Origin of the sequence: Paraburkholderia sartisoli, assembly GCF_900107685.1 — a bacterium.
Classification (GTDB): domain Bacteria; phylum Pseudomonadota; class Gammaproteobacteria; order Burkholderiales; family Burkholderiaceae; genus Paraburkholderia; species Paraburkholderia sartisoli.
Genome location: NZ_FNRQ01000001.1, coordinates 236,645 through 256,227, shown reverse-complemented (window position 1 = coordinate 256,227; position 19,583 = coordinate 236,645). Strand labels below are relative to the sequence as shown.

The 19,583-nt window shown below is 60.2% G+C and carries 14 protein-coding genes; 8 read left to right on the top strand and 6 right to left on the bottom strand.

Going from position 1 to position 19,583, the window contains the following annotated elements:
- The first annotated feature begins 73 nt into the window (after positions 1–73).
- Both BLV45_RS01225 and BLV45_RS01220 read left to right on the top strand, forming a co-directional pair.
- Positions 74–871, top strand: coding sequence for a bestrophin-like domain (locus BLV45_RS01225; protein ID WP_090527802.1), 798 nt, complete (start codon positions 74–76; stop codon positions 869–871).
- 572 nt (positions 872–1,443) lie between these two features.
- On the top strand, positions 1,444–1,683 hold the full coding sequence (locus tag BLV45_RS01220) for a hypothetical protein (protein ID WP_090530922.1): 240 nt from the start codon (positions 1,444–1,446) through the stop codon (positions 1,681–1,683).
- Here the strand turns inward: BLV45_RS01220 and BLV45_RS01215 are convergent.
- The 3 genes from BLV45_RS01215 to uvrA all read right to left on the bottom strand — a co-directional run bounded on the left by BLV45_RS01215 (position 1,676) and on the right by uvrA (position 6,264).
- A complete protein-coding gene (locus tag BLV45_RS01215) occupies positions 1,676–2,191 on the bottom strand; it encodes a DinB family protein (protein ID WP_090527799.1) in 516 nt (171 codons plus the stop codon). The two genes, BLV45_RS01220 and BLV45_RS01215, sit on opposite strands and share 8 nt — an antisense overlap.
- Positions 2,192–2,269: 78 nt before the next feature.
- Complete coding sequence (locus BLV45_RS01210) at positions 2,270–3,355, bottom strand: AI-2E family transporter (protein WP_090527796.1); 1,086 nt, start codon at positions 3,353–3,355, stop codon at positions 2,270–2,272.
- A gap of 32 nt (positions 3,356–3,387) precedes the next feature.
- Entirely contained in the window at positions 3,388–6,264 is a 2,877-nt protein-coding gene (uvrA, locus tag BLV45_RS01205) for an excinuclease ABC subunit UvrA (RefSeq protein WP_090527792.1), read from the bottom strand.
- 318 nt (positions 6,265–6,582) lie between these two features.
- Here uvrA and BLV45_RS01200 point away from each other — a divergent pair, with 318 nt between their 5' ends.
- The 6 genes from BLV45_RS01200 to BLV45_RS01175 all read left to right on the top strand — a co-directional run bounded on the left by BLV45_RS01200 (position 6,583) and on the right by BLV45_RS01175 (position 16,987).
- A complete protein-coding gene (locus BLV45_RS01200; RefSeq protein ID WP_090527789.1) occupies positions 6,583–7,770 on the top strand; it encodes an MFS transporter in 1,188 nt (395 codons plus the stop codon).
- Positions 7,771–7,881: 111 nt separating this feature from the next.
- Positions 7,882–8,409: a single-stranded DNA-binding protein gene (locus tag BLV45_RS01195; protein ID WP_090527786.1), complete on the top strand. Its 528-nt coding sequence runs from the start codon at positions 7,882–7,884 to the stop codon at positions 8,407–8,409.
- Positions 8,410–9,093: 684 nt separating this feature from the next.
- Positions 9,094–11,910 (top strand): class I SAM-dependent DNA methyltransferase, encoded by a 2,817-nt coding sequence (locus tag BLV45_RS01190; protein WP_090527783.1) that lies wholly within the window; start codon positions 9,094–9,096, stop codon positions 11,908–11,910.
- Positions 11,907–13,577 (top strand): ATP-binding protein, encoded by a 1,671-nt coding sequence (locus tag BLV45_RS01185; RefSeq protein ID WP_090527780.1) that lies wholly within the window; start codon positions 11,907–11,909, stop codon positions 13,575–13,577. The genes BLV45_RS01190 and BLV45_RS01185 overlap by 4 nt, the downstream gene beginning before the upstream one ends.
- Positions 13,578–13,671: 94 nt before the next feature.
- Positions 13,672–15,795: a DEAD/DEAH box helicase gene (locus BLV45_RS01180; RefSeq protein ID WP_090527777.1), complete on the top strand. Its 2,124-nt coding sequence runs from the start codon at positions 13,672–13,674 to the stop codon at positions 15,793–15,795.
- The gene (locus BLV45_RS01175) at positions 15,788–16,987 is read left to right on the top strand and encodes a GIY-YIG nuclease family protein (protein ID WP_090527775.1); all 1,200 of its coding nucleotides are present in this window, start codon (positions 15,788–15,790) and stop codon (positions 16,985–16,987) included. The genes BLV45_RS01180 and BLV45_RS01175 overlap by 8 nt, the downstream gene beginning before the upstream one ends.
- Positions 16,988–17,160: 173 nt before the next feature.
- On the opposite strand, the gene purU is transcribed toward BLV45_RS01175, so the two are convergent.
- The 3 genes from purU to BLV45_RS01160 form a co-directional block, all read right to left on the bottom strand.
- A complete protein-coding gene (gene purU / locus BLV45_RS01170) occupies positions 17,161–18,030 on the bottom strand; it encodes a formyltetrahydrofolate deformylase (RefSeq protein ID WP_090527772.1) in 870 nt (289 codons plus the stop codon).
- A 65-nt stretch (positions 18,031–18,095) separates the two neighbouring features.
- Positions 18,096–18,941 (bottom strand): NUDIX hydrolase, encoded by an 846-nt coding sequence (locus BLV45_RS01165; RefSeq protein WP_090527769.1) that lies wholly within the window; start codon positions 18,939–18,941, stop codon positions 18,096–18,098.
- An 18-nt stretch (positions 18,942–18,959) separates the two neighbouring features.
- On the bottom strand, positions 18,960–19,574 hold the full coding sequence (locus tag BLV45_RS01160; RefSeq protein ID WP_090527765.1) for a LysE family translocator: 615 nt from the start codon (positions 19,572–19,574) through the stop codon (positions 18,960–18,962).
- Between the last annotated feature and the right edge of the window lie 9 nt (positions 19,575–19,583).

Sequence of the window (19,583 nt, the reverse complement as noted above, 5' to 3'; positions counted from 1 at the left end):
GGGATGTCCAGCATTGCCTGCCGGGGCGGCTTGGCGGAGAGTAGCGAAGCTGCAATTACGGGAGCATCGCGATATGACCGAAGTCGAGTCGGGGCTGGTGGTGTTCGTCGTGCTTCTGGTCGCGACAGGGGGCGGGGTGCTGGTGCGGCCGTTGCTGCCGGAAGAGCACAAGGCGCATGAAACCGTGCAGCTGATCCAGCTCGTGATCGGCATGCTGGTCACGTTCGCCGCACTGGTATTGGGGCTGATGACGGCATCGGCGAAAACCAGTTTCGACACCGTCGCGAACGACTTTCGCGCCTACGCCGCCGATCTGATCCAGCTCGACGTCAAGCTGCGCGACTACGGTCCGGACGCAACGAAGGCACGCGCGCTGCTGCGCGCCTACACAGCCGAAGCGATCGCGACGACCTGGCCGGAGGAAACGCCGCCGCCCGGCGACTACTACCAGAAGAACTTCCCGCACGATCCGCGGAACCTGGAGAACCGCCGGCTCGGCCACATGCTCGACCTGGCTGAAAGCGAGATACGCGGCCTGAATCCGTCCGACGCGGCCCATCGGACGCTGGCGTCCGAAGCGCTCGACCGGTTCACCGTCCTCAGCAACGCGCGCTGGAAACTGATCGAGGAATCGCACAGCTCGATTTCCGATCCGTTCTTCCTGACGCTCACGTTCTGGCTGTCGGTGATCTTTCTGAGCTTCGGACTGATCGCGCCGCGTAACGCGCTCGCGCTGGTGACGATCACGCTCGGCGCGCTATCGATTGCATCGGCGATTTACGGCATCGTCGATCTGGATACGCCGTTCACCGGGCCGATCGTCGTTCCCAGCCAGCCCATGCGCGATGCGCTCGCGCATCTGTTGTCGTGATCCACGCGATCGGTCCTCGCGCGATAAGGTTCGTCACCGGATTGCCGGGTGCCGAAAAATCGATATCCATGACTTTCGGGCAACTGGAACGAAACATGCTTTTATCGAAGAACCATGGGCCCATCGATTCGGGAACGACATGCAGGTTTTCACGTGTTCAGCACTCAAAAACAGCAGTCGGTCGCGCGCGCCTTGCGCTCGCCAACGTACAGACTGCAATGCACCCTCGCCGCACAGTGAAGGTGCGCGGGGCTGTACACACCGTGTCCGTTTCGAGTCCAGCTGTTGCTATTTAACCAAACACTAGCAGTGGCGGCCTTTTCGATCCTATAGTTAAAGTGCTTTATCAAGTTTGGTGTGCAGTGCGGGGAGGTGTGAAATGAAACGCAGAACAGCGCGTCAACTGGTTCGACTGCTTTCCGACATCCGGCATGCGGCTGATTGCCGGATGCTTCGGGCAGCCGCCGCCAGCCGTGAACTGGAGCGCATCCAGAACGAAGAAGACCCGGCGCCGTCAGGGCACGCCGAAGATGCGGTGGATTCGCGGCGGGAAGTGTTCGCTGGAGCCCGACATGAAAAATTCCAGTGAACAGTCGCTGCGCGGGCAGATCGAGAAATGGCTCGCGCCCTCCCCGTCGATTCCGCTGCACGTCACCCGCTTTAGTCGCGCCGCGCGCAACGGCAAACGTTACGTGTGTGTAGAGACATCCTTACCCGCCGGCACCCGCGCACTGTTTTTCTTCCGGCATCCTGATGGTTGCTGGTGCGTATTCCCGCCGGCAGCCGATATTCCACGGCTTCACTTCATCTAGGCCTTTCCGCCCACATCCGCTGAAATATCAGCAGGTCCAGTTCGGGTGCGACGCCGGTGAGTCCGGTGAGCATCGTGTGGACCTGCGCGCGATGATGAGTCTGATGATTGAACCAGTGCGCAAGACCGGGCGCGAGCGCCTGCGTCTTCACCTCCGGTGACGACACTCTTCGATAGGTGATGATGCTGTCGAGCGCGGTTTCGTCGAGCGACGTCACGTACGCCGTGATGCGCGTGTCTTCAAGATCGCGTGCGCGACGCAGATCGTCGAAGTGCTCGTACAGGATGGCGTCGAGTCTGTCGGGCGCGTCGCCTTCCGACGTGAACCGGTGCATCCAGACGCGGTCGGTGACGAGCAGATGATTCAGCGTGCCGTGTATCGAATGAAAGAACGCGCCGCGATCGGCACGGTAATCGACGTCGCTCAACAGGCTGACCGCGTGATAAAGCCGTGCGTTGGCCCAGGCGTTGTAGTGCGCGAACGTATCGAAATGATCTTTCAGCAACATGGCAACTCCCATGTGTTTCCGCTATATGTCAAAGATCCATGCCATGGCGATGGATCGTGACGGATAGCGCAAGGCAGCTCAAACCAGCCGCAGGTAAATCAGCTCGCGCTTGATATACGCGTAGAAGACAGGCGCCGCGATCACGCCGGGAATGCCAAACGCGGCTTCCATCACGAGCATCGCCACCAGCAGTTCCCACGCCCGCGCCTCGATCTGTCCACCGACGATCCGCGCGTTGAGAAAGTATTCGAGCTTGTGGATCAGCACGAGGAACACCAGCGACATCACCGCCGCGGGAAAACTGACCGACAGCGCGATCGCGACGATCAGCGTATTGGAAATCAGGTTGCCGATCACCGGCAGCAGGCCGACGATGAACGTCACCATCACGAGCGTTTTCGACAGCGGCAACCGCTGGTGAAAAAGCGGCAGGACCAGCAGAAGGAAAATGCCGGTGAACGTCGCGTTGATCGCGGAAATCTTGATCTGCGCAAAGACGATGCGCCGGAACGCATCGGCAAACCGCGCCACGCGCGTGACGAACGCCGTCGAAAGCGGCAGCCGCTGCATCTGACGCGTCGCGCCGACGGCGATGATCGCGCCGATGATCATGCCGATCACGACGTGCCCAAAAACCCGCGCCACGCTCTTGCCGCCCTGCTGCAGCATGCTCGCGTGCTCGTGCATCAGCATCGACGCCTTCGACTTCATCTGCTCGGCGTCGACCGGCAGATACGCGGCAATGGAAGACGGAATACGCCCGCGCGCCTGGTCGACCAGCTGCATCATCTGTTCGAGCAGCTTCTGCACGCTAGGCACGTCCTGCTCGAAGTGCTCGATGATGCCGATCGTCACGCCCGTCAAGCCGCCGACGATCACCGCCGACAGCAGCACCACCGAGATCCAGCGCGCCCAGTGGCTCGACACCCGTTTTTCGATCAGCGGCGCGATCGTGTGTACAAGCTGGTAGACGAGCATGCCCGCGAGGAGCGCACCGAGCAGGTGCAACTGCAATACCGCCCACATCCCGAGCAGCGCCACGATATAGCTGCCGATCTCGACGGCGGAGAGCTTCGGCAGACTCATGTCGCTCGTCAGCCTCACCGGGCGAGGGCGCAGATCCTGCACGTGCCTGTCGTCAGGTGCCTGGTTTCGCTTCGTCATGACTCTCCCGTCCCCAACCTGGTGACGCAGTTTTATTTTTGAACCGCCGCCTGGCGCTTCAGCAACGGCGCCAGATACTTTCCGGTAAAACTGGCCTTCGACTTCGCCACCTGCTCCGGCGTGCCCTGGGCAACGATCTGCCCACCGCCCGCGCCGCCTTCCGGCCCGAGATCGATCAGCCAGTCGGCCGTTTTGATCACGTCGAGATTATGCTCGATGATTACGACAGTATTACCTTGATCTCGCAGCCGGTGAATCACTTCGAGCAGCAGCGCGATATCGTGGAAGTGCAAACCGGTCGTCGGTTCGTCGAGGATGTATAGCGTGCGACCGGTGTCGCGCTTGCTCAGTTCCAGCGAAAGTTTCACGCGCTGGGCTTCGCCGCCGGACAGCGTGGTCGCCGACTGGCCCAGGCGGATGTAGCCGAGGCCCACGTCGAGCAGCGTCTTCAGCTTGCGCGCGACCACCGGCACCGGCCGGAAGAACTCATACGCGTTCTCGACCGTCATCTCCAGCACTTCGCTGATGTTCCTGCCTTTGTACTGGACGTCGAGCGTTTCGCGGTTGTAGCGCTTGCCGTGACACACGTCGCACGGCACGTAGACGTCCGGCAGAAAGTGCATTTCGACCTTCAGCACGCCGTCGCCCTGACACGCTTCGCAGCGGCCGCCCTTCACGTTGAACGAGAAGCGGCCCGGATCGTAGCCGCGTTCCTTTGCCGCCGGCACGCCGGAAAAGAGCTCGCGGATCGGCGTGAAGAGGCCTGTATACGTGGCCGGATTCGAGCGCGGCGTGCGGCCGATCGGCGACTGGTCGACGTTGATGACCTTGTCGAAATGCTCCAGCCCTTCGATCGATTCGTACGGCGCGGGCTCGGTGGACGAGCCGTACAGGTGATGCGCGACCGCCTGGTATAGCGTGTCGTTGATCAGCGTCGACTTGCCCGAACCGGACACGCCGGTCACGCAGGTCAGGAGCCCGACCGGCAGATCGAGCGTGACGTGCTTCAGGTTGTTGCCGTACGCCTCGACGATACGCAGATGCCGCTCGTCGGGCTGCTTGCGATCGTCCGGAAACTCGATGCGACGCGCGCCCGACATGTACTGGCCGGTCATCGACGCCGGATCGGCCTCTACCTGCTTCGGCGTGCCCTCGGCGATCACCATGCCGCCATGCTCGCCGGCGCCCGGCCCCATGTCGACGACATAGTCGGCCATGCGAATCATGTCTTCGTCGTGCTCGACGACGATCACCGAGTTGCCGAGATCGCGCAGATGCTTGAGCGTCGAGATCAGCCGGTCGTTGTCGCGCTGGTGCAGGCCGATGGACGGCTCGTCGAGCACGTACATCACGCCCGTCAGGCCCGAGCCGATCTGCGAGGCGAGCCGGATACGCTGCGCCTCGCCGCCGGAGAGCGTTTCCGCGCTGCGTTCCAGCGACAGATAATCCAGCCCGACGTTATTCAGGAACATCAGGCGCGCGACGATTTCCTTCACCACCTTGTCGGCGATCTCGCGCTTCGCGCCTTCCAGACGCAGCGTCTGGAAGTAACCGAGCGTGTCGCGCAGCGGCATGCCGCTCACCTCGAAAATGCCACGGGCGTCGCCATCGGTGCCGATGCGCACGAAACGCGCCTCGCGACGCAGACGCGTGCCTTCGCAGGCCGGGCACGCCTGGTTGTTCTGATACTTCGAGAGTTCCTCGCGCACCGCGACCGAATCGGTCTCGCGATAGCGCCGCTCCAGATTCGGGATGATCCCTTCGAACACGTGCTCGCGGATCGACGTGCGGCCGCGCTCGTTCATGTACGAGAACGGAATGGTCTGCTTGCCGGAGCCGTACAGCAGGATCTTGCGGATTTTCTCGGGCAGGTCCTCGAACGCGGTGTCGATGTCGAATTCGTAGAACGACGCGAGGCTTTGCAGCATCTGGAAGTAGAACTGGTTGCGCCGGTCCCAGCCTTTCACCGCGCCCGCCGCGAGCGACAGCGACGGATGCGCGACCACCCGCTTCGGATCGAAGAACGTGATCTGGCCCAAGCCGTCACATTCCGGACACGCGCCCATCGGGTTGTTGAACGAGAAAAGCCGCGGCTCCAGTTCCTGCAGCGAATACGAACAGATCGGGCACGCGAACTTCGAGCTGAACAGATGCTCCTTTCCGGTGTCCATTTCCAGCGCGATCGCGCGGCCGTCGGCGAGACGCAGCGCGGTTTCGAACGATTCGGCGAGGCGCTGCTTCATGTCGGCGCGCACCTTCAGGCGGTCGACGACGACGTCGATCGTGTGCTTGTCGTTCTTCTTCAGCTTCGGCAGCGAATCGACATCATGGATTTCCGCGACGCCTTCGTTTGCCGTGCCGCCGCCCGAGCTCACCCGGAAGCGGATGAAACCCTGCGCCTGCATCGCCTCGAACAGCTCGACGTGCTCGCCCTTGCGGTTCGCCACGACGGGCGCGAGGATCATCAGCTTCGTGTCTTCCGGCAGCGCGAGCGCGGCGTCCACCATCTGCGAGACGCTTTGCGACTCGAGCGGAATTTCGTGGTCCGGGCAATACGGCGTGCCGACGCGCGCGTACAGCAGACGCAGATAGTCGTGGATTTCGGTGACCGTGCCCACGGTGGAGCGCGGATTGTGCGAGGTCGCCTTCTGCTCGATTGAAATGGCGGGCGAAAGCCCCTCGATCAGGTCGACGTCCGGCTTTTCCATCAATTGCAGGAACTGCCGCGCGTACGCCGACAGACTTTCGACGTAGCGACGCTGCCCTTCCGCGTAGAGCGTATCGAAGGCGAGCGATGATTTGCCCGAGCCGGACAGGCCGGTGATCACAATCAGCTTGTGACGCGGCAAGTCGAGATTGACGTTCTTCAGGTTGTGGGTGCGGGCCCCACGGATACGGATTTGTTCCACGCGTTATTCCATGACCTGGCGGAAAGAGAGGGGGCTAAACCTGCTACTATAACGACTTTTCCAGACCGTCGTTACGGCTTCCTGACAACGCCCGCAAGGCGCAGAGCAGGGGTTGTCGTGCCACGGTCGGGCGCCGCGGCGGGCGGGCTTCAGGCCCTTCAGATGGGGACGTTTGCCGCGACAGCAAGCCAGCAGCGGGCCACCGGGCAACGCACCGTGCCGCATGCCGACTGTCGCGCGCGGTACACCGCCGGGCTGAACGCATCGCGCACAGCTGCCCCGCGGTTAGCCGCCCCGATCACTCGAATATCGCTTCCGATGTCCAATCCATCCGCAACATCTTCACGCATGAGCGCGCCTGAACTGCGCGCGACCGTGTCACTCGCTGCGATTTTCGCGTTGCGCATGCTCGGCCTCTTCATGATCATGCCGGTGTTTTCGATCTACGCGAAAACGATTCCGGGCGGCGACAACGTGCTGCTCGTCGGCATCGCGCTCGGCGCATACGGCGTCACGCAGTCGCTGCTCTATATTTTCTACGGCTGGATTTCCGACAAGATCGGCCGCAAGCCCGTCATCGCGACAGGCCTGCTGATTTTCGCGCTGGGCAGTTTCGTCGCGGCGGGCGCGCACGACATGACGTGGATCATCGTCGGACGGGTGATCCAGGGCATGGGCGCCGTGTCGTCGGCGGTGATCGCGTTCATCGCGGACCTGACCGCCGAGGAACACCGCACGAAGGCCATGGCGATGGTGGGTGGCAGCATTGGCGTGTCGTTCGCCGTGGCGATCGTCGGCGCGCCAATCGTGTTCGAGTGGGTCGGCATGAGCGGCCTCTTCGCGCTCGTCGGCGTGTTCTCGATTCTCGCGGTCGGCGTCGTGCTGTGGATCGTGCCGGATGCGCCGAAGCCGGTCCACGTGCGCGCACCGTTCGCCGAAGTGCTGCACAACGTCGAATTGCTGCGCCTGAACTTCGGCGTGCTCGTGCTGCACGCCACACAGACAGCGCTCTTTCTCGTCGTGCCGCGCATCCTGGAAGCGGGCGGCCTGCCGGTCGCGTCGCACTGGAAGGTGTATCTGCCGGTGATGGGGCTCGCCTTCGTCATGATGGTGCCGGCGATCATCGCGGCCGAAAAGCGCGGCAAGATGAAGGCGGTGCTGCTGGGCGCGATTGCGCTTATCCTGATCGGCCAGTTGTTGCTCGGCCTCGCACCCCATACCATTCTGTCTGTCGCGGCGATTCTTTTCGTCTACTTCCTTGGCTTTAACGTGCTGGAGGCGTCGCAACCTTCGCTCGTGTCGAAACTTGCACCCGGAACACGCAAGGGCGCGGCTGCCGGCGTGTACAACACCACGCAGTCGATCGGGCTGGCAATGGGCGGCGTGATCGGCGGATGGCTGCTGAAAGTGGACGGCCAGAGCGCCGTGTTTTTTGCCTGCTCGGGACTCGTGTTTTGCTGGCTTATAATCGCCGCAAACATGAAGCAGCCGCCGCGCAGGGCGTAACAGAACTTATCGGCGGACGGCTGCGGCGCGGCTTCGATCTCCGGCCCAGGGGGTCGCAGCACGAAACCGCGCATTGCCGGCCGCCCGCAACGGAATCAACAGGAGAAACGCATGGCATCCGTGAACAAGGTCATTCTCGTCGGCAATCTCGGAGCCGATCCCGAGGTCCGTTATCTGCCGAGCGGCGACGCCGTGGCGAATATCCGGCTCGCCACGACCGATCGCTACAAGGACAAGACGTCGGGCGAAATGAAGGAATCGACCGAATGGCACCGCGTGTCGTTCTTCGGCCGGCTCGCTGAAATCGTCAACGAATACCTGAAGAAAGGCTCGTCGGTGTATATCGAAGGCCGCATCCGCACGCGCAAGTGGCAGGCGCAGGACGGCACCGACCGTTACTCGACGGAAATCGTCGCTGAACAGATGCAGATGCTCGGCGGCCGTGGCGGCGCGTCGGGTGGCGGTGGCGGCGACGATGGCGGTTATAGCCGTGAGCCGTCCGAGCGTAGTGGCGGTCGTGGTCAGGCCAGCGCGCCGCGTGGCGGTGCTGGCGGTGCGAGTGGCGGCGGGGGTGCCAGTCGTCCGAGCGCACCGGCCGGCGGCGGGTTTGATGAGATGGACGACGATATTCCGTTCTAAATCTGACTAACGCAGTTTTCTGTTGGTAGACGCCCGCCCTCCCTATGGAGCGCGGGCTTTTTCTTTACCCACATATTTTTTGTGCTCTACTGAATGAATGACTAAACCATTACTTTGAAAAAAGTGGGTTGATGCCGTATTGCGTCAAGCTTGGGGCTCGAGCCGATGTAGGTCATTAACCCTTGGACTCGATTCTTCAGATGTCGTCCAGCGTAGCTTTTCCATACGTGACGGCGTTGGTCCCGAGAAACACGGACGTAACGAACTGATGTCCCGCAATGCAATAGCATTACTGCGTCAACGATGGGCCAACTTTCCCTCAGTTTGAGGGAAAGTTGGCCGCTGAATGGTCAGCCACTTGACCTGATTCGATGCAGGAACGTGGTCACGATGAGATGAATGTGTAGCGTGGCTCGAGTGGTAGCGAGTAGCGTTTGTTCCGGGATTCGTTGCCGGGAATGAGGGGGTAACCCTTCACCCTACTCGATTGGGGGGATTCACCTTCGGGCCGGACGCATTTGCCTGGCTTGATGTCGGCGATTTTCTGATCATCGAAAAACTGCGCGTCCGCCCCATGGCGAACCCTGGCAAGCTGCTAAAATTTCACCCATTTCAGCGTCCCTCAGCCGCCGAGGCCTGAGCGGGTTGACTGAACGCACGAATGCTACCTGGGCGCACCGCCTCATGAATGCAGTAGAAATCGAACAAGCCATTTCCGAGTTGGCTGAACAGCCATTTGATGCGGTGGAATTCCCGTATCAGTTCCTTGCTGCGTTCGGCCACAAGGAAACGACCTTGAAGCGGTTGCGGGCAGGCAACAACAATCCGTCTGACGTGGCCGGCGGGATGCTGCTGCGTAATCACATTCACCTGGCCGTATGTGCACCGGAGCAAGTTGGCGCAACCCTGGCCGCGCTGAAAGCCAGCCCGGCAACTGCTCACGCGAAGGCCAAGGTCAAGTTCCTGCTGGCTACCGATGGACAGACGCTGGAGGCTGAAGACGTCGGCAGCGGCGAAACCGTTGCCTGTGCCTATTCCGATTTCCCCAACCACTTCGGTTTCCTTTTGGCGTTGGCTGGTATCTCCACCATCAAGGAGATCAAGGACAACCCCATCGACGTGCGCGCCACTGGGCGCTTGAACAAACTGTACGTCGAACTGCTGCGCGAGAACCCTGACTGGGCCACCGATGCGCGCCGCGCCGACATGAACCACTTCATGGCCCGGTTGATCTTCTGTTTTTTTGCCGAAGACACCGGCATCTTCAACGGCATGGGGCTGTTCACGCAGACCATCGACCAGATGACCGAGCGTGATGCCAGTAACGTGCATACCGTGATGTCGGAAATCTTCCGTGCAATGGACATCCGCGCTGCCGACCGCAACGCTGCCGTGCCGCGCCTTCCTAACTATGCCAACGGTTTTCCTTATGTGAATGGCGCGCTGTTTTCCGGCAGTACTGAGGTACCGCGCTTCACTCGCATGGCGCGCACTTACTTGCTGCACGCGGGTGGGTTGAACTGGAAGAAGATCAACCCGGACATTTTCGGCAGCATGATTCAGGCCGTGGCCGATGATGAAGAGCGCGGTGCACTGGGCATGCATTACACCAGCGTGCCGAACATCCTGAAGGTGTTGAACCCGCTGTTCCTGGATGATTTGCAGGCGCAACTGGAGTCCGCTGGGCAGGACAAACGCAAGCTGCTGGCGTTGCGCCGGCGTATTGCGCGCATTCGCGTGTTTGACCCGGCATGCGGTTCAGGTAATTTTCTGGTGATTGCCTATAAGCAGATGCGGGCGATTGAGGCAGAGATTAATGTGCGCCGTGGCGAGCCCGATCTTCGGAGCGAGATACCGCTGACCAATTTTCGTGGTATTGAGTTGCGCGATTTTCCGGCGGAAATTGCGCGACTGGCGCTGATTATTGCTGAATTTCAGTGTGATGAACTATATCGTGGCCAGCGCGAGGCGCTAGCAGAGTTTTTGCCGCTAGCGAAGGAAAATTGGATCGTTCGAGGCAACGCACTACAACTGGCCTGGCTGGGGGTGTGTCCGCCGATGGGAGCAGGTGTAAAGCTTGAGGTCGATGATTTGTTCGATACGCCTCTGGATCAGGCTGAGATCGGCTTCGAGAACGAGGGGGGGGAGACGTATCTGTGTGCAAACCCGCCATATCAAGGAAGCGTCGGTCAAACGGGGCAGCAGAAGGCGGACATGGCAAAAGTGTTCGCGCCGCTGCTTAATACCTATAAGGACCTAGACTACGTTGCTGCGTTTGCTCTCAAGGCGGCGCAGTATAACAACAAGACTGGATCGGCAAGCGCCTTCGTTACCACCAACTCGGTGACTCAGGGGGAGCAGGTTGCAATGCTATGGCCTCTGATTTTTCAGGAAAGGAACGTCATACATTTCGCGCATACGTCCTTCCTGTGGAGCAATCTTGCAAGCAATAAGGCAGCGGTCACCTGTGTGATTCTCGGCCTAACGGCAAATCCGGGCAGCGATAGACGACTGTTCGATGGCGAGATCGTCAGAGCCGTTTCAAATCTTAGCCCTTACTTGGTCGCAGCACCTACGGTAATTGTCACGAAAAGGTCAAGCGCTCTATCTGCCATCGGTCATATGCAGTCGGGAAACAAGCCAACTGATGGGGGTTACCTTACACCTTCGACCGAGGAAAAAGATGAAATTCTGGCGATAAATCCTAACGCCAGCCGCTTCATCAAGCGCTACGTTGGATCGCGTGAATTGATCAATGGCGGTGGCCGCTGGTGCATTTGGGTCGAAGACGACGACCTAACGGAGGCTCAGAAGATTAGTGTGTTTCGTGCTCGGTTCGATAAAGTGCGTCAGATGCGATTGACGAGTAATGGGACTCAGGCAAACGAAAATGCAGCGACCCCACACCGTTTTGTCTTTGCCCCCCATAGTCATCACGCTGCGATTGCGGTTCCGAATGTATCGTCGGAGCGACGGCTGTACTTGCCATGCGAGTTGACTGGATACGACACTGTTGTTTCCAATCTCGCATCTGTGATCTATGACGCGCCCCTATGGAACATGGCCCTTATCGCAAGCCGTTTGCACTTGGTCTGGATTGCGACTGTTTGCGGCAAGTTGAAAACGGATTTTCGGTACTCAAATACGTTGGGATGGAACACTTTTCCCGTGCCACTTCTTACCGAGCAAAATAAGGCCGATTTGACGGCTTGTGCCGAAGCTATTCTGCTGGCTCGCGAGGCGCATTTCCCCAAGACGATTGCTGATCTATACGATCCGGAAGAAATGCCGGAGAACTTGCGCCATGCCCACGAGCACAACGACGAAACGCTGGAGCGTATCTACATTGGCCGCAAGTTCAGGAACGACACCGAGCGCTTGGAGAGGCTGTTCGATCTCTACACAAAGATGACGGCGGAGGCAGCGAAAAGGGCTCCGACCAAGAAGCCGGCAGGAAGAAAGAAGGCAGCAAGCGGTTCCGCGCAAGGCGAGTTGCAATGAGCCAAGCCAAATTCGCCCCGCATTTGCCGACATCTGAATCGCTGACCGTCGAGTTCAAGAGCGACCGCAAGCGCCTGCATGATGACGAACTGGTCGAAGCACTGGCCTGCATGGCCAATAGCGATGGCGGTGAGCTATGGCTGGGTGTGGAAGATGACGGTACGCCGACGGGCCTGCATGCAGATCATCAAAACCTGATCGGTCTGCCGGGGTTGGTGGCTTCGCGCACGTCGCCGTCGTTGACTGTTGCCGTTCAGGCTGCCGAAATCGCGGGCATCCGAGTGGCATGTATCCGCGTGTCCAAGTCCGCCAGCGAGGTGGCAACCACCTCAGGAAAATACCTGCGCCGCCGTATCAAGCAAGATGGCACGCCTGAATGTGTAGCGATGCTGCCGCATGAGCGCAGCAGCCGTGCCAGCCGCTTCGGCCTGAGCGACGTGTCTGCACAAGCCGTGGCGGGGGCCACTTTGGTTGACTTCGACCCGTTGGAGCGTGAACGCCTGCGCCAGACCGTGCAGCGCTATGGCGGGGATCGTGTGCTGCTTGAGCTGGACGACGAAGCCCTAGACGGTGCGCTGGGCTTCACCACCCGGAATGACGCCGGTGAACGTGTTCCCACGCTCACCGGCTTGCTGGTGATCGGCCGTGAAACCGCTTTGCGCGACTTGGTGCCCACGCACGAATTGGCCTTCCAGGTCTTGGGGAGCGAGGCGGTCCGCTTCAACGAGTTCAGACGTTTCCCGTTGCTTAAGGCGATGGATTGGCTGGAAACCAATTTTCGGCCTTATAACCCTGAGCACGAATTGCAGATTGACCTGTTTCGCGTGCCGGTGCCAAAGGTTGACATGGGTGCTTTCCGTGAGGCGGTGGCGAATGCGCTGGTACATCGGGACTACCACCGGCTCGGTGCGGTGCATGTGCGCCTGAACGATGACGGTCTGACTATCAGCAACCCCGGCGGTCTGGTCGAGGGGGTGACCCTCAATAATCTGCTGATAACCGAACCGCGCCCGCGTAATCCATCACTTGCCGATGCAATGAAGCGCATTGGTCTGGTGGAGCGCTCAGGGCGCGGCGTGGACAAGATTTATCGCGGTATGTTGCGCTTCGGTCGCCCGGAGCCTGATTACAGCCGCACCGACGGCAACAGCGTTGTGCTGCAACTCGCCACGGTTGATGCTGATGAACTGTTCCTGCGACTGGTGGTCGAGCAAGAGGGCCGACAGAGTGGCGAGTTGCCCATCGATAGCTTGATCGCGCTTTCTGCATTGCGTGAGCATAAACGCCTTGATGCTGAAGAGCTGGCTGGACATATCCAGCGTGACCCAGCTCAGGCCAAGCGCACGCTGGAGAAATTACTGGAGGCCGGGCTGGTGGATGCACATGGCGCTACCCGCAACCGCAGCTATACCCTGTCCGTAGATATGTACCGGGCCAAGGGCGACAAGCTGGCCTATACCCGGCAGGTGGGGTTCACGCATATTCAGCACCCGGAAATGGTGCTGAACTATGTACGCCAGCATGGTCGCATCCAGCGCAGCGAGGTGATGGAGCTATGCCATCTGGACGGAAATCAGGCTGGCAAGCTGCTGTCGCGGCTGTATGCGGAGGGGCGGCTAGTGATGCACGGTCAGAAGAAAGGGGCGTATTACACGCTCGCGGTATAAGGCGATATGCGCCGATTTAAGCTGATATAAGCTTTTATAAGCCACCCGTGAGTCATATCACGAGGGTATAGACATAAGACCACATACGCAAAACATGAGCCAGAGCCCCAATCCGGTCAATCAGCGCACCGTCCCGGCGGTATCCATCTCCACGGCGCGCACCGGTGCATCCGCCAAGGCCGATGCGCTAGGCATGCGCGAAATGCAGGCGCAGGCATGGGCCATGCGGGGCGAGCAGTACCTGCTCATCAAGTCGCCGCCGGCGTCGGGCAAGAGCCGGGCGCTGATGTTCATCGCGCTGGATAAGCTGAACAATCAGGGTTTGCGGCAGGCAATTATCGTGGTGCCGGAACGCTCTATCGGGGCCAGTTTTGCGGACGAGGCTTTGACGAAGCATGGATTCTATTGGGACTGGACAGTGGCCCCGCAATGGAATCTGTGCAATGCACCCGGCGTGGATGAGCCGCGCGTGGCGAAATCCAAGGTTGAGGCCGTTGGCAAATTCCTGCAAAGCGGCGACAAGGTGCTGGTCTGTACTCATGCCACCTTCCGTTTTGCGGTGGAGGAACTGGGCGTCGAGGCATTCGACAATCGCATGATCGCCATTGATGAGTTCCATCATGTGTCTTCCAACCCAGACAACAAACTCGGCAGCCAGTTGAGTGCGCTGCTGGCTCGCGACAAGGTACATCTGGTCGCCATGACCGGCAGTTACTTCCGGGGCGACAGCGAGGCGGTGTTATCGCCGGAAGATGAAGGCAAGTTCGAGCGCATCACTTATACCTACTACCAGCAACTCAATGGCTACCAGTGGCTGAAGTCCCTCGACATTGGCTACTTCTTTTACACCGGCCGCTACGTCGAGGCGGTGGAAAAAGTGCTGGACTCGACGCTGAAGACCATCGTTCATATCCCCAGCGTCAATTCGCGAGAGTCTTTGCAGGACAAAGAGCGCGAAGTGAACGAAATCATGGGCGCGCTCGGCGAGTGGAAAGGGCTGGACGAGAAAACGGGTTTTCACATGGTTCAGCGCAAGGACGGGCACATACTCAAGGTGGCCGATCTGGTGGACGATAGCGATGCCGCCAGGCGCTCGCGTGTGCTTGCTGCGCTGAAAGACCCGGCGCAGAAGGATAACCGTGACCATGTGGACATCATCATCGCCTTGGGCATGGCCAAGGAAGGCTTCGACTGGATTTGGTGTGAACACGCGCTGACCATTGGGTACCGGAGCAGCTTGACTGAGATCGTTCAGATCATCGGTCGTGCCACGCGAGATGCCAAGGGTAAGGAGCGTGCCCGCTTCACCAACCTGATTGCTGAGCCGACTGCTGAACAATCTGCTGTGGCCGAAGCCGTCAACGATATGCTCAAAGCTATTTCTGCCAGCTTGCTGATGGAGCAGGTACTGGCGCCGCGTTACGAGTTCACGCCCAAGGATATCGGACAGAGGGAAGGCTTTGATTACGGCCCGGATGGCTACGTTGATGGTGGCAAAAACGTCGGCGTCAACAAACATACCGGCGCAGTACATCTTGAAATCCCGGGACTGAAAACACCGACGAGCCCGGAGGCCACCCGCATCTGCAAGGAAGATTTGAACGAAGTCATTGCTGGTTTCATTCAGGACAAGCTGGCGCTGGAGCAGGGTACACTCAACAGCGAAAACACGATTCCCGAGGAGCTGACCGTACAGCGTATGGGCAAGATCGTGCGCGAGCGCTACCCAGAGTTGAGCGATGAAGATCAGGAGGCGGTGCGTCAGCATGCCGTTGCCGTGCTCAACATCACTCAGCAGGCAAAGCTGGCATTGGCTGCTGGCGATGCAGCGGGCGACTCCACCGGCAGTGCAGAGGGCGCGCAGTTGGGCAATGCCTCGCTGATTGACGGTGTTCGCAAGTTCGTTAATGTGCGCGATCTGGACATTGACCTGATCGACCGCATCAACCCGTTTGAAGCCGCGTATGCGGTGCTGGCCAAGACGATGGATGAGAAATCGTTGCGCCAGATTCAAGCCAGCATCGCCACCAAGAAGTTGTCGATCAGCGAAGAGGAAGCGCGCGAGTTGGCCAAGCGTGCGCTGGCGTTCAAGGGCGAACGAGGGCGTCTGCCAGATATCAACTCGGCTGATGCATGGGAAAAACGTATGGCTGAGGGCGTGGCGGCTTTGGCACGCTATCGTGCGCAGGCCAAGGCCAAGGAGGCCGCTGGTGAGTGAGATGGACGACGACGCGCTGCTGGACGCTCTTGGCGTTCCCGTTGAGCCCGTCAAGGCGAGCAGCCGAACGCCGCAGGAAGAGCGCGTCATTGCTGGCTTTGAGGACATCCTGCGCTTTCATCAGGCGCATGGGCGCGCCCCTCAGCATGGCACTGACCGCGACATCTTCGAGCGGCTGTATGCCGTGCGCCTGGATCAACTGCGCAAGCTGCCTGATGCTCGCATCCTCCTGTCTGAAATGGATACGCCAGGCCTGTTGGGCGATGCTACGACAGCCCCTGTCATGGATGAGCTGGATGCAGATGCTTTGCTGGCCGAACTGGGTGTTGCTGCCGAACCGGCCGGCGACGATATCCGGGTGCTTAGGCATGTGCGCTCCCATGCTGAAATCAAGGCTGCGGAAGAAATCGCAGACCGCGCTCCTTGTAAGGATTTCGAGACATTCAAGCCGCTTTTCGATGAGGTAGAGGCTGGCCTTAAGCAAAAGCTTTGGGTAACGAGGCCGTTTGGTAAGGACGCCGGTATTGAGGTCGGAGACTTCTTCATCCTTGGTGGATTGATCACCTACATTGCGGAGGTGGGGGATACTTACAAGACACCCAATGCTGAGACCAATGGCCGCTTGCGCGTCATTTATTCCAATGGCACGGAGAGCGATCTGTTGCTACGGTCATTGCAGCGAGCGCTCTACAAGGACACCGAGGGGCGAGTCGGTAGCCGGGTGATCAAGGTGGACACTAGCTCGTTTTCTGGACCACTATTCGGTGACTCTGCCGAACCGGACGATATCGAAAGCGGCACAATCTATGTGCTACGTAGTCGGTCGAATCATCCGTTCGTGGAGCAACACCGTGAGCTGATCCACAAGATTGGCGTTACCGGCGGCAAGGTAGAAGCCCGCATTGCGGACGCTGAAACCGAAGCGACCTATCTGCTGGCCGGTGTGGATATCATCGCCGAGTACAAGCTCCATAACATCAAGCGTAGCAGGATGGAGCACATCTTCCACCGGCTGTTTGCTGCTGCACAGTTAGACCTGACCATTCCAGATCGCTTTGGCAATCCAGTTCGGCCGAAAGAGTGGTTCCTGGTGCCGCTACAGGTGATCAATGAAGCCGTGCAGCGGATCGTTGACGGTTCCATCACTGGCTATGTTTACGATCCGGCTACGGCATCGCTCGTTGCGGCTTGATCTGCATTAGCCTGGACCTGATCTGACAGGTAGTCGGGGAAGCGAAGCCAAAAAACTGGGTTAGTGAGGGATCAGTTTCTCCCTGCCGCGGGCCTTTTTACGTGCCGCGCCAACTTACCCCGCGCCGCACCGCTACCCGACAGGAAACACAACCCCACCGCCAGGCACGCATCTCAACGGAAAACCACCGTCTTGCTTCCGTTCAGCACAACGCGGTGTTCCACATGCCACTTCACCGCACGCGCAAGCGTCACGCACTCGACATCGCGACCAATCGCAGTCAGTTGCTCCGGCGTCATGCTGTGATCCACGCGCTCGACTTCCTGCTCGATGATCGGGCCTTCGTCGAGATCGGTCGTCACGTAGTGCGCGGTCGCGCCGATCAGTTTCACGCCGCGATCGAACGCCTGGTAATACGGCTTGGCGCCCTTGAAGCTCGGCAGAAACGAATGGTGAATGTTCATCGCCCGTCCAGACAGCCGGTCGCACAGTTGCGGCGACAGAATCTGCATGTACCGCGCGAGCACGACCAGATCGGCCTGGTGTTCTTCGATCACTTCAAGCACGCGCGCTTCCTGCGCGGCCTTCGCGTCGGGCGTCGAACCCGTCAGCGGAAAATGATGGAACGGAATGTCATAGCTCGCCGCGAGCTGATAAAACTCCTTGTGGTTCGAAATGATCGCGGGAATTTCGATGCCGAGCTGACCGGTGCGATAGCGAAACAGCAGATCGTTCAGGCAATGGCCGATCTTCGAGACCATGATCACGACGCGCGGCCTCACCGATGCATCGTGCAATTCCCACTTCATGCCGAACTGTTCGGCGAGCGTTGCGAACGACACGCGCAGCGCATCCAGCCCCGGATCGCCGCCAACCTGCTGGAAATGAACACGCATGAAGAACTCGCCCGTGTGGCTGTCGCCAAACTGGGCCGAGTCGAGAATATTGCTGCCGCATTCGAACAGAAAACCGGACACCGCATGCACGATGCCTGGCCGGTCGGCACACGACAGTTTGAGAATAAAGCTATGTTCGGTCGACATGACCTGGGTGACTCCCTTCTTCAATCCGTAATTCATTCAGTATCAATATGACAGCGCGCGGCGCTTCAGATAACCGCCGGGGCGAACACCGTGGCAATGCCCTCGCAAGCGTCCTCATCGATCCAGTGATGACGCAGCAGACAGTCGAGCGTGGCGAGGCTCGCGTCGACCGTCATCGCGCCTTCCTCGATCCAGCGCGCGACTTCGTCGATCCGCGCGAGGCGGTGCTCGCCCACTTCGCCATCCTGATTGCGCGGCGCGAAATCCGGCGGCAACGGCAGGTCGTAGATGAACACCTGTTCGGCCTGCGTGCCTTCGGGCAACGACTGCAACACATGCGCGGTGCGCCCCGCCACCGCGCGCGCGGCAATGTCTTCCGGAATGCCCGCTTCTTCCCAGCACTCCTTGACGATGGTTTCTTCGATGCCGAAGCCCCAGCCGATGCCGCCCGCGACGACGTTATCCAGCATGCCGGGATCGGTCGCCTTCGTGTCGCTGCGGCGCGCGATCCACAATTGCGGCGCGCGGTCGGCATATTCTACGACGCCGTTCAGATGCACCGCGTACGTCATCGTCCCGAAGAAGCGCGACGCGGCCCGTTCGATGTACGCGAGCGGCGGTGCATCGAACGCGTTGCGGATCGCGTACGTCTCGTCGCGCCAGCCCGGAATGCGACCCTCGGCGGCGAGCGCGCCGATCACCGCGCCGAGCGCCGCGCTGCGCGGATCGAGCGTGTCGAATCGCGCCGACAGTGTGACGCGCGCGTCGTCAATGTCGAATACATCCGGCCAGCGCGTGAGCAGCGGCACGTCGGAGGTACGGATCCAGCCGACCCGCTCGTCACCGATCCAGAACGGCGCATGAGCGCGCGCGTCGAAACGGCGCGCGGAAATGATGCAGGGCAAAGTCATGATCGACGCTCCCGCCACTCAGTCGCGCAACGCAACGCGAATGCCGATCGCGATGAACGTCGCGCCGGCAAGGCGGTCGAGCCACACGCCGACGCGCGGCCGGCGACGCAGCCAGCTGCCGATCATGCCCGCGCACACGCCGAACAGCGAAAACACCACCACGGTCTGCAGCATGAACGTGACGCCGAGTTCGAGCATCTGCAGCGTGACGCTCTGCGCGCCGTGCGGATCGACGAACTGCGGCAGGAACACGATGAAGAACAGCGTGACCTTCGGGTTCATGACGTTGCCGAGCACGCTTTGCCGGAACACCGACCGTAGCGGCTGCGGCGGACGCTCGTGCGCCGTCGCGAGACCCTGGCTGCGCAGCGCCTTGATGCCGATCCAGACCAGATACGCGGCGCCGGCCAGCTTGATCGCCTGAAACGCAACCGGCGACGAGCGCAACACGGCCGCGACGCCAAGCGCGGCGAGCGTCGTATGGAACGTGATGCCAGCGGCAAAACCGAGCGCGGCGACAAAACCCGCCGCGCGGCCTTGAGAAATGCCGCGCGCGAGCACCTGCAGGTTGTCAGGACCGGGCGCCAGTGTGATCGCGATGGATGTCGCGAGAAACAGCAGGAAATTGGGCATCGTTTTTAT

What these genes read in the sequence shown, in the direction of transcription:
- BLV45_RS01165 (WP_090527769.1), bottom strand. Translation starts at nt 18,941, where the DNA reads ATGACTTTGCCCTGCATCATTTCCGCGCGCCGTTTCGACGCGCGCGCT.
- BLV45_RS01215 (WP_090527799.1), bottom strand. Translation starts at nt 2,191, where the DNA reads ATGTTGCTGAAAGATCATTTCGATACGTTCGCGCACTACAACGCCTGG.
- BLV45_RS01180 (WP_090527777.1), top strand. Translation starts at nt 13,672, where the DNA reads ATGAGCCAGAGCCCCAATCCGGTCAATCAGCGCACCGTCCCGGCGGTA.
- BLV45_RS01200 (WP_090527789.1), top strand. Translation starts at nt 6,583, where the DNA reads ATGTCCAATCCATCCGCAACATCTTCACGCATGAGCGCGCCTGAACTG.
- BLV45_RS01225 (WP_090527802.1), top strand. Translation starts at nt 74, where the DNA reads ATGACCGAAGTCGAGTCGGGGCTGGTGGTGTTCGTCGTGCTTCTGGTC.
- BLV45_RS01220 (WP_090530922.1), top strand. Translation starts at nt 1,444, where the DNA reads ATGAAAAATTCCAGTGAACAGTCGCTGCGCGGGCAGATCGAGAAATGG.
- BLV45_RS01160 (WP_090527765.1), bottom strand. Translation starts at nt 19,574, where the DNA reads ATGCCCAATTTCCTGCTGTTTCTCGCGACATCCATCGCGATCACACTG.
- purU (WP_090527772.1), bottom strand. Translation starts at nt 18,030, where the DNA reads ATGTCGACCGAACATAGCTTTATTCTCAAACTGTCGTGTGCCGACCGG.
- BLV45_RS01195 (WP_090527786.1), top strand. Translation starts at nt 7,882, where the DNA reads ATGGCATCCGTGAACAAGGTCATTCTCGTCGGCAATCTCGGAGCCGAT.
- BLV45_RS01210 (WP_090527796.1), bottom strand. Translation starts at nt 3,355, where the DNA reads ATGACGAAGCGAAACCAGGCACCTGACGACAGGCACGTGCAGGATCTG.
- BLV45_RS01190 (WP_090527783.1), top strand. Translation starts at nt 9,094, where the DNA reads ATGAATGCAGTAGAAATCGAACAAGCCATTTCCGAGTTGGCTGAACAG.
- BLV45_RS01185 (WP_090527780.1), top strand. Translation starts at nt 11,907, where the DNA reads ATGAGCCAAGCCAAATTCGCCCCGCATTTGCCGACATCTGAATCGCTG.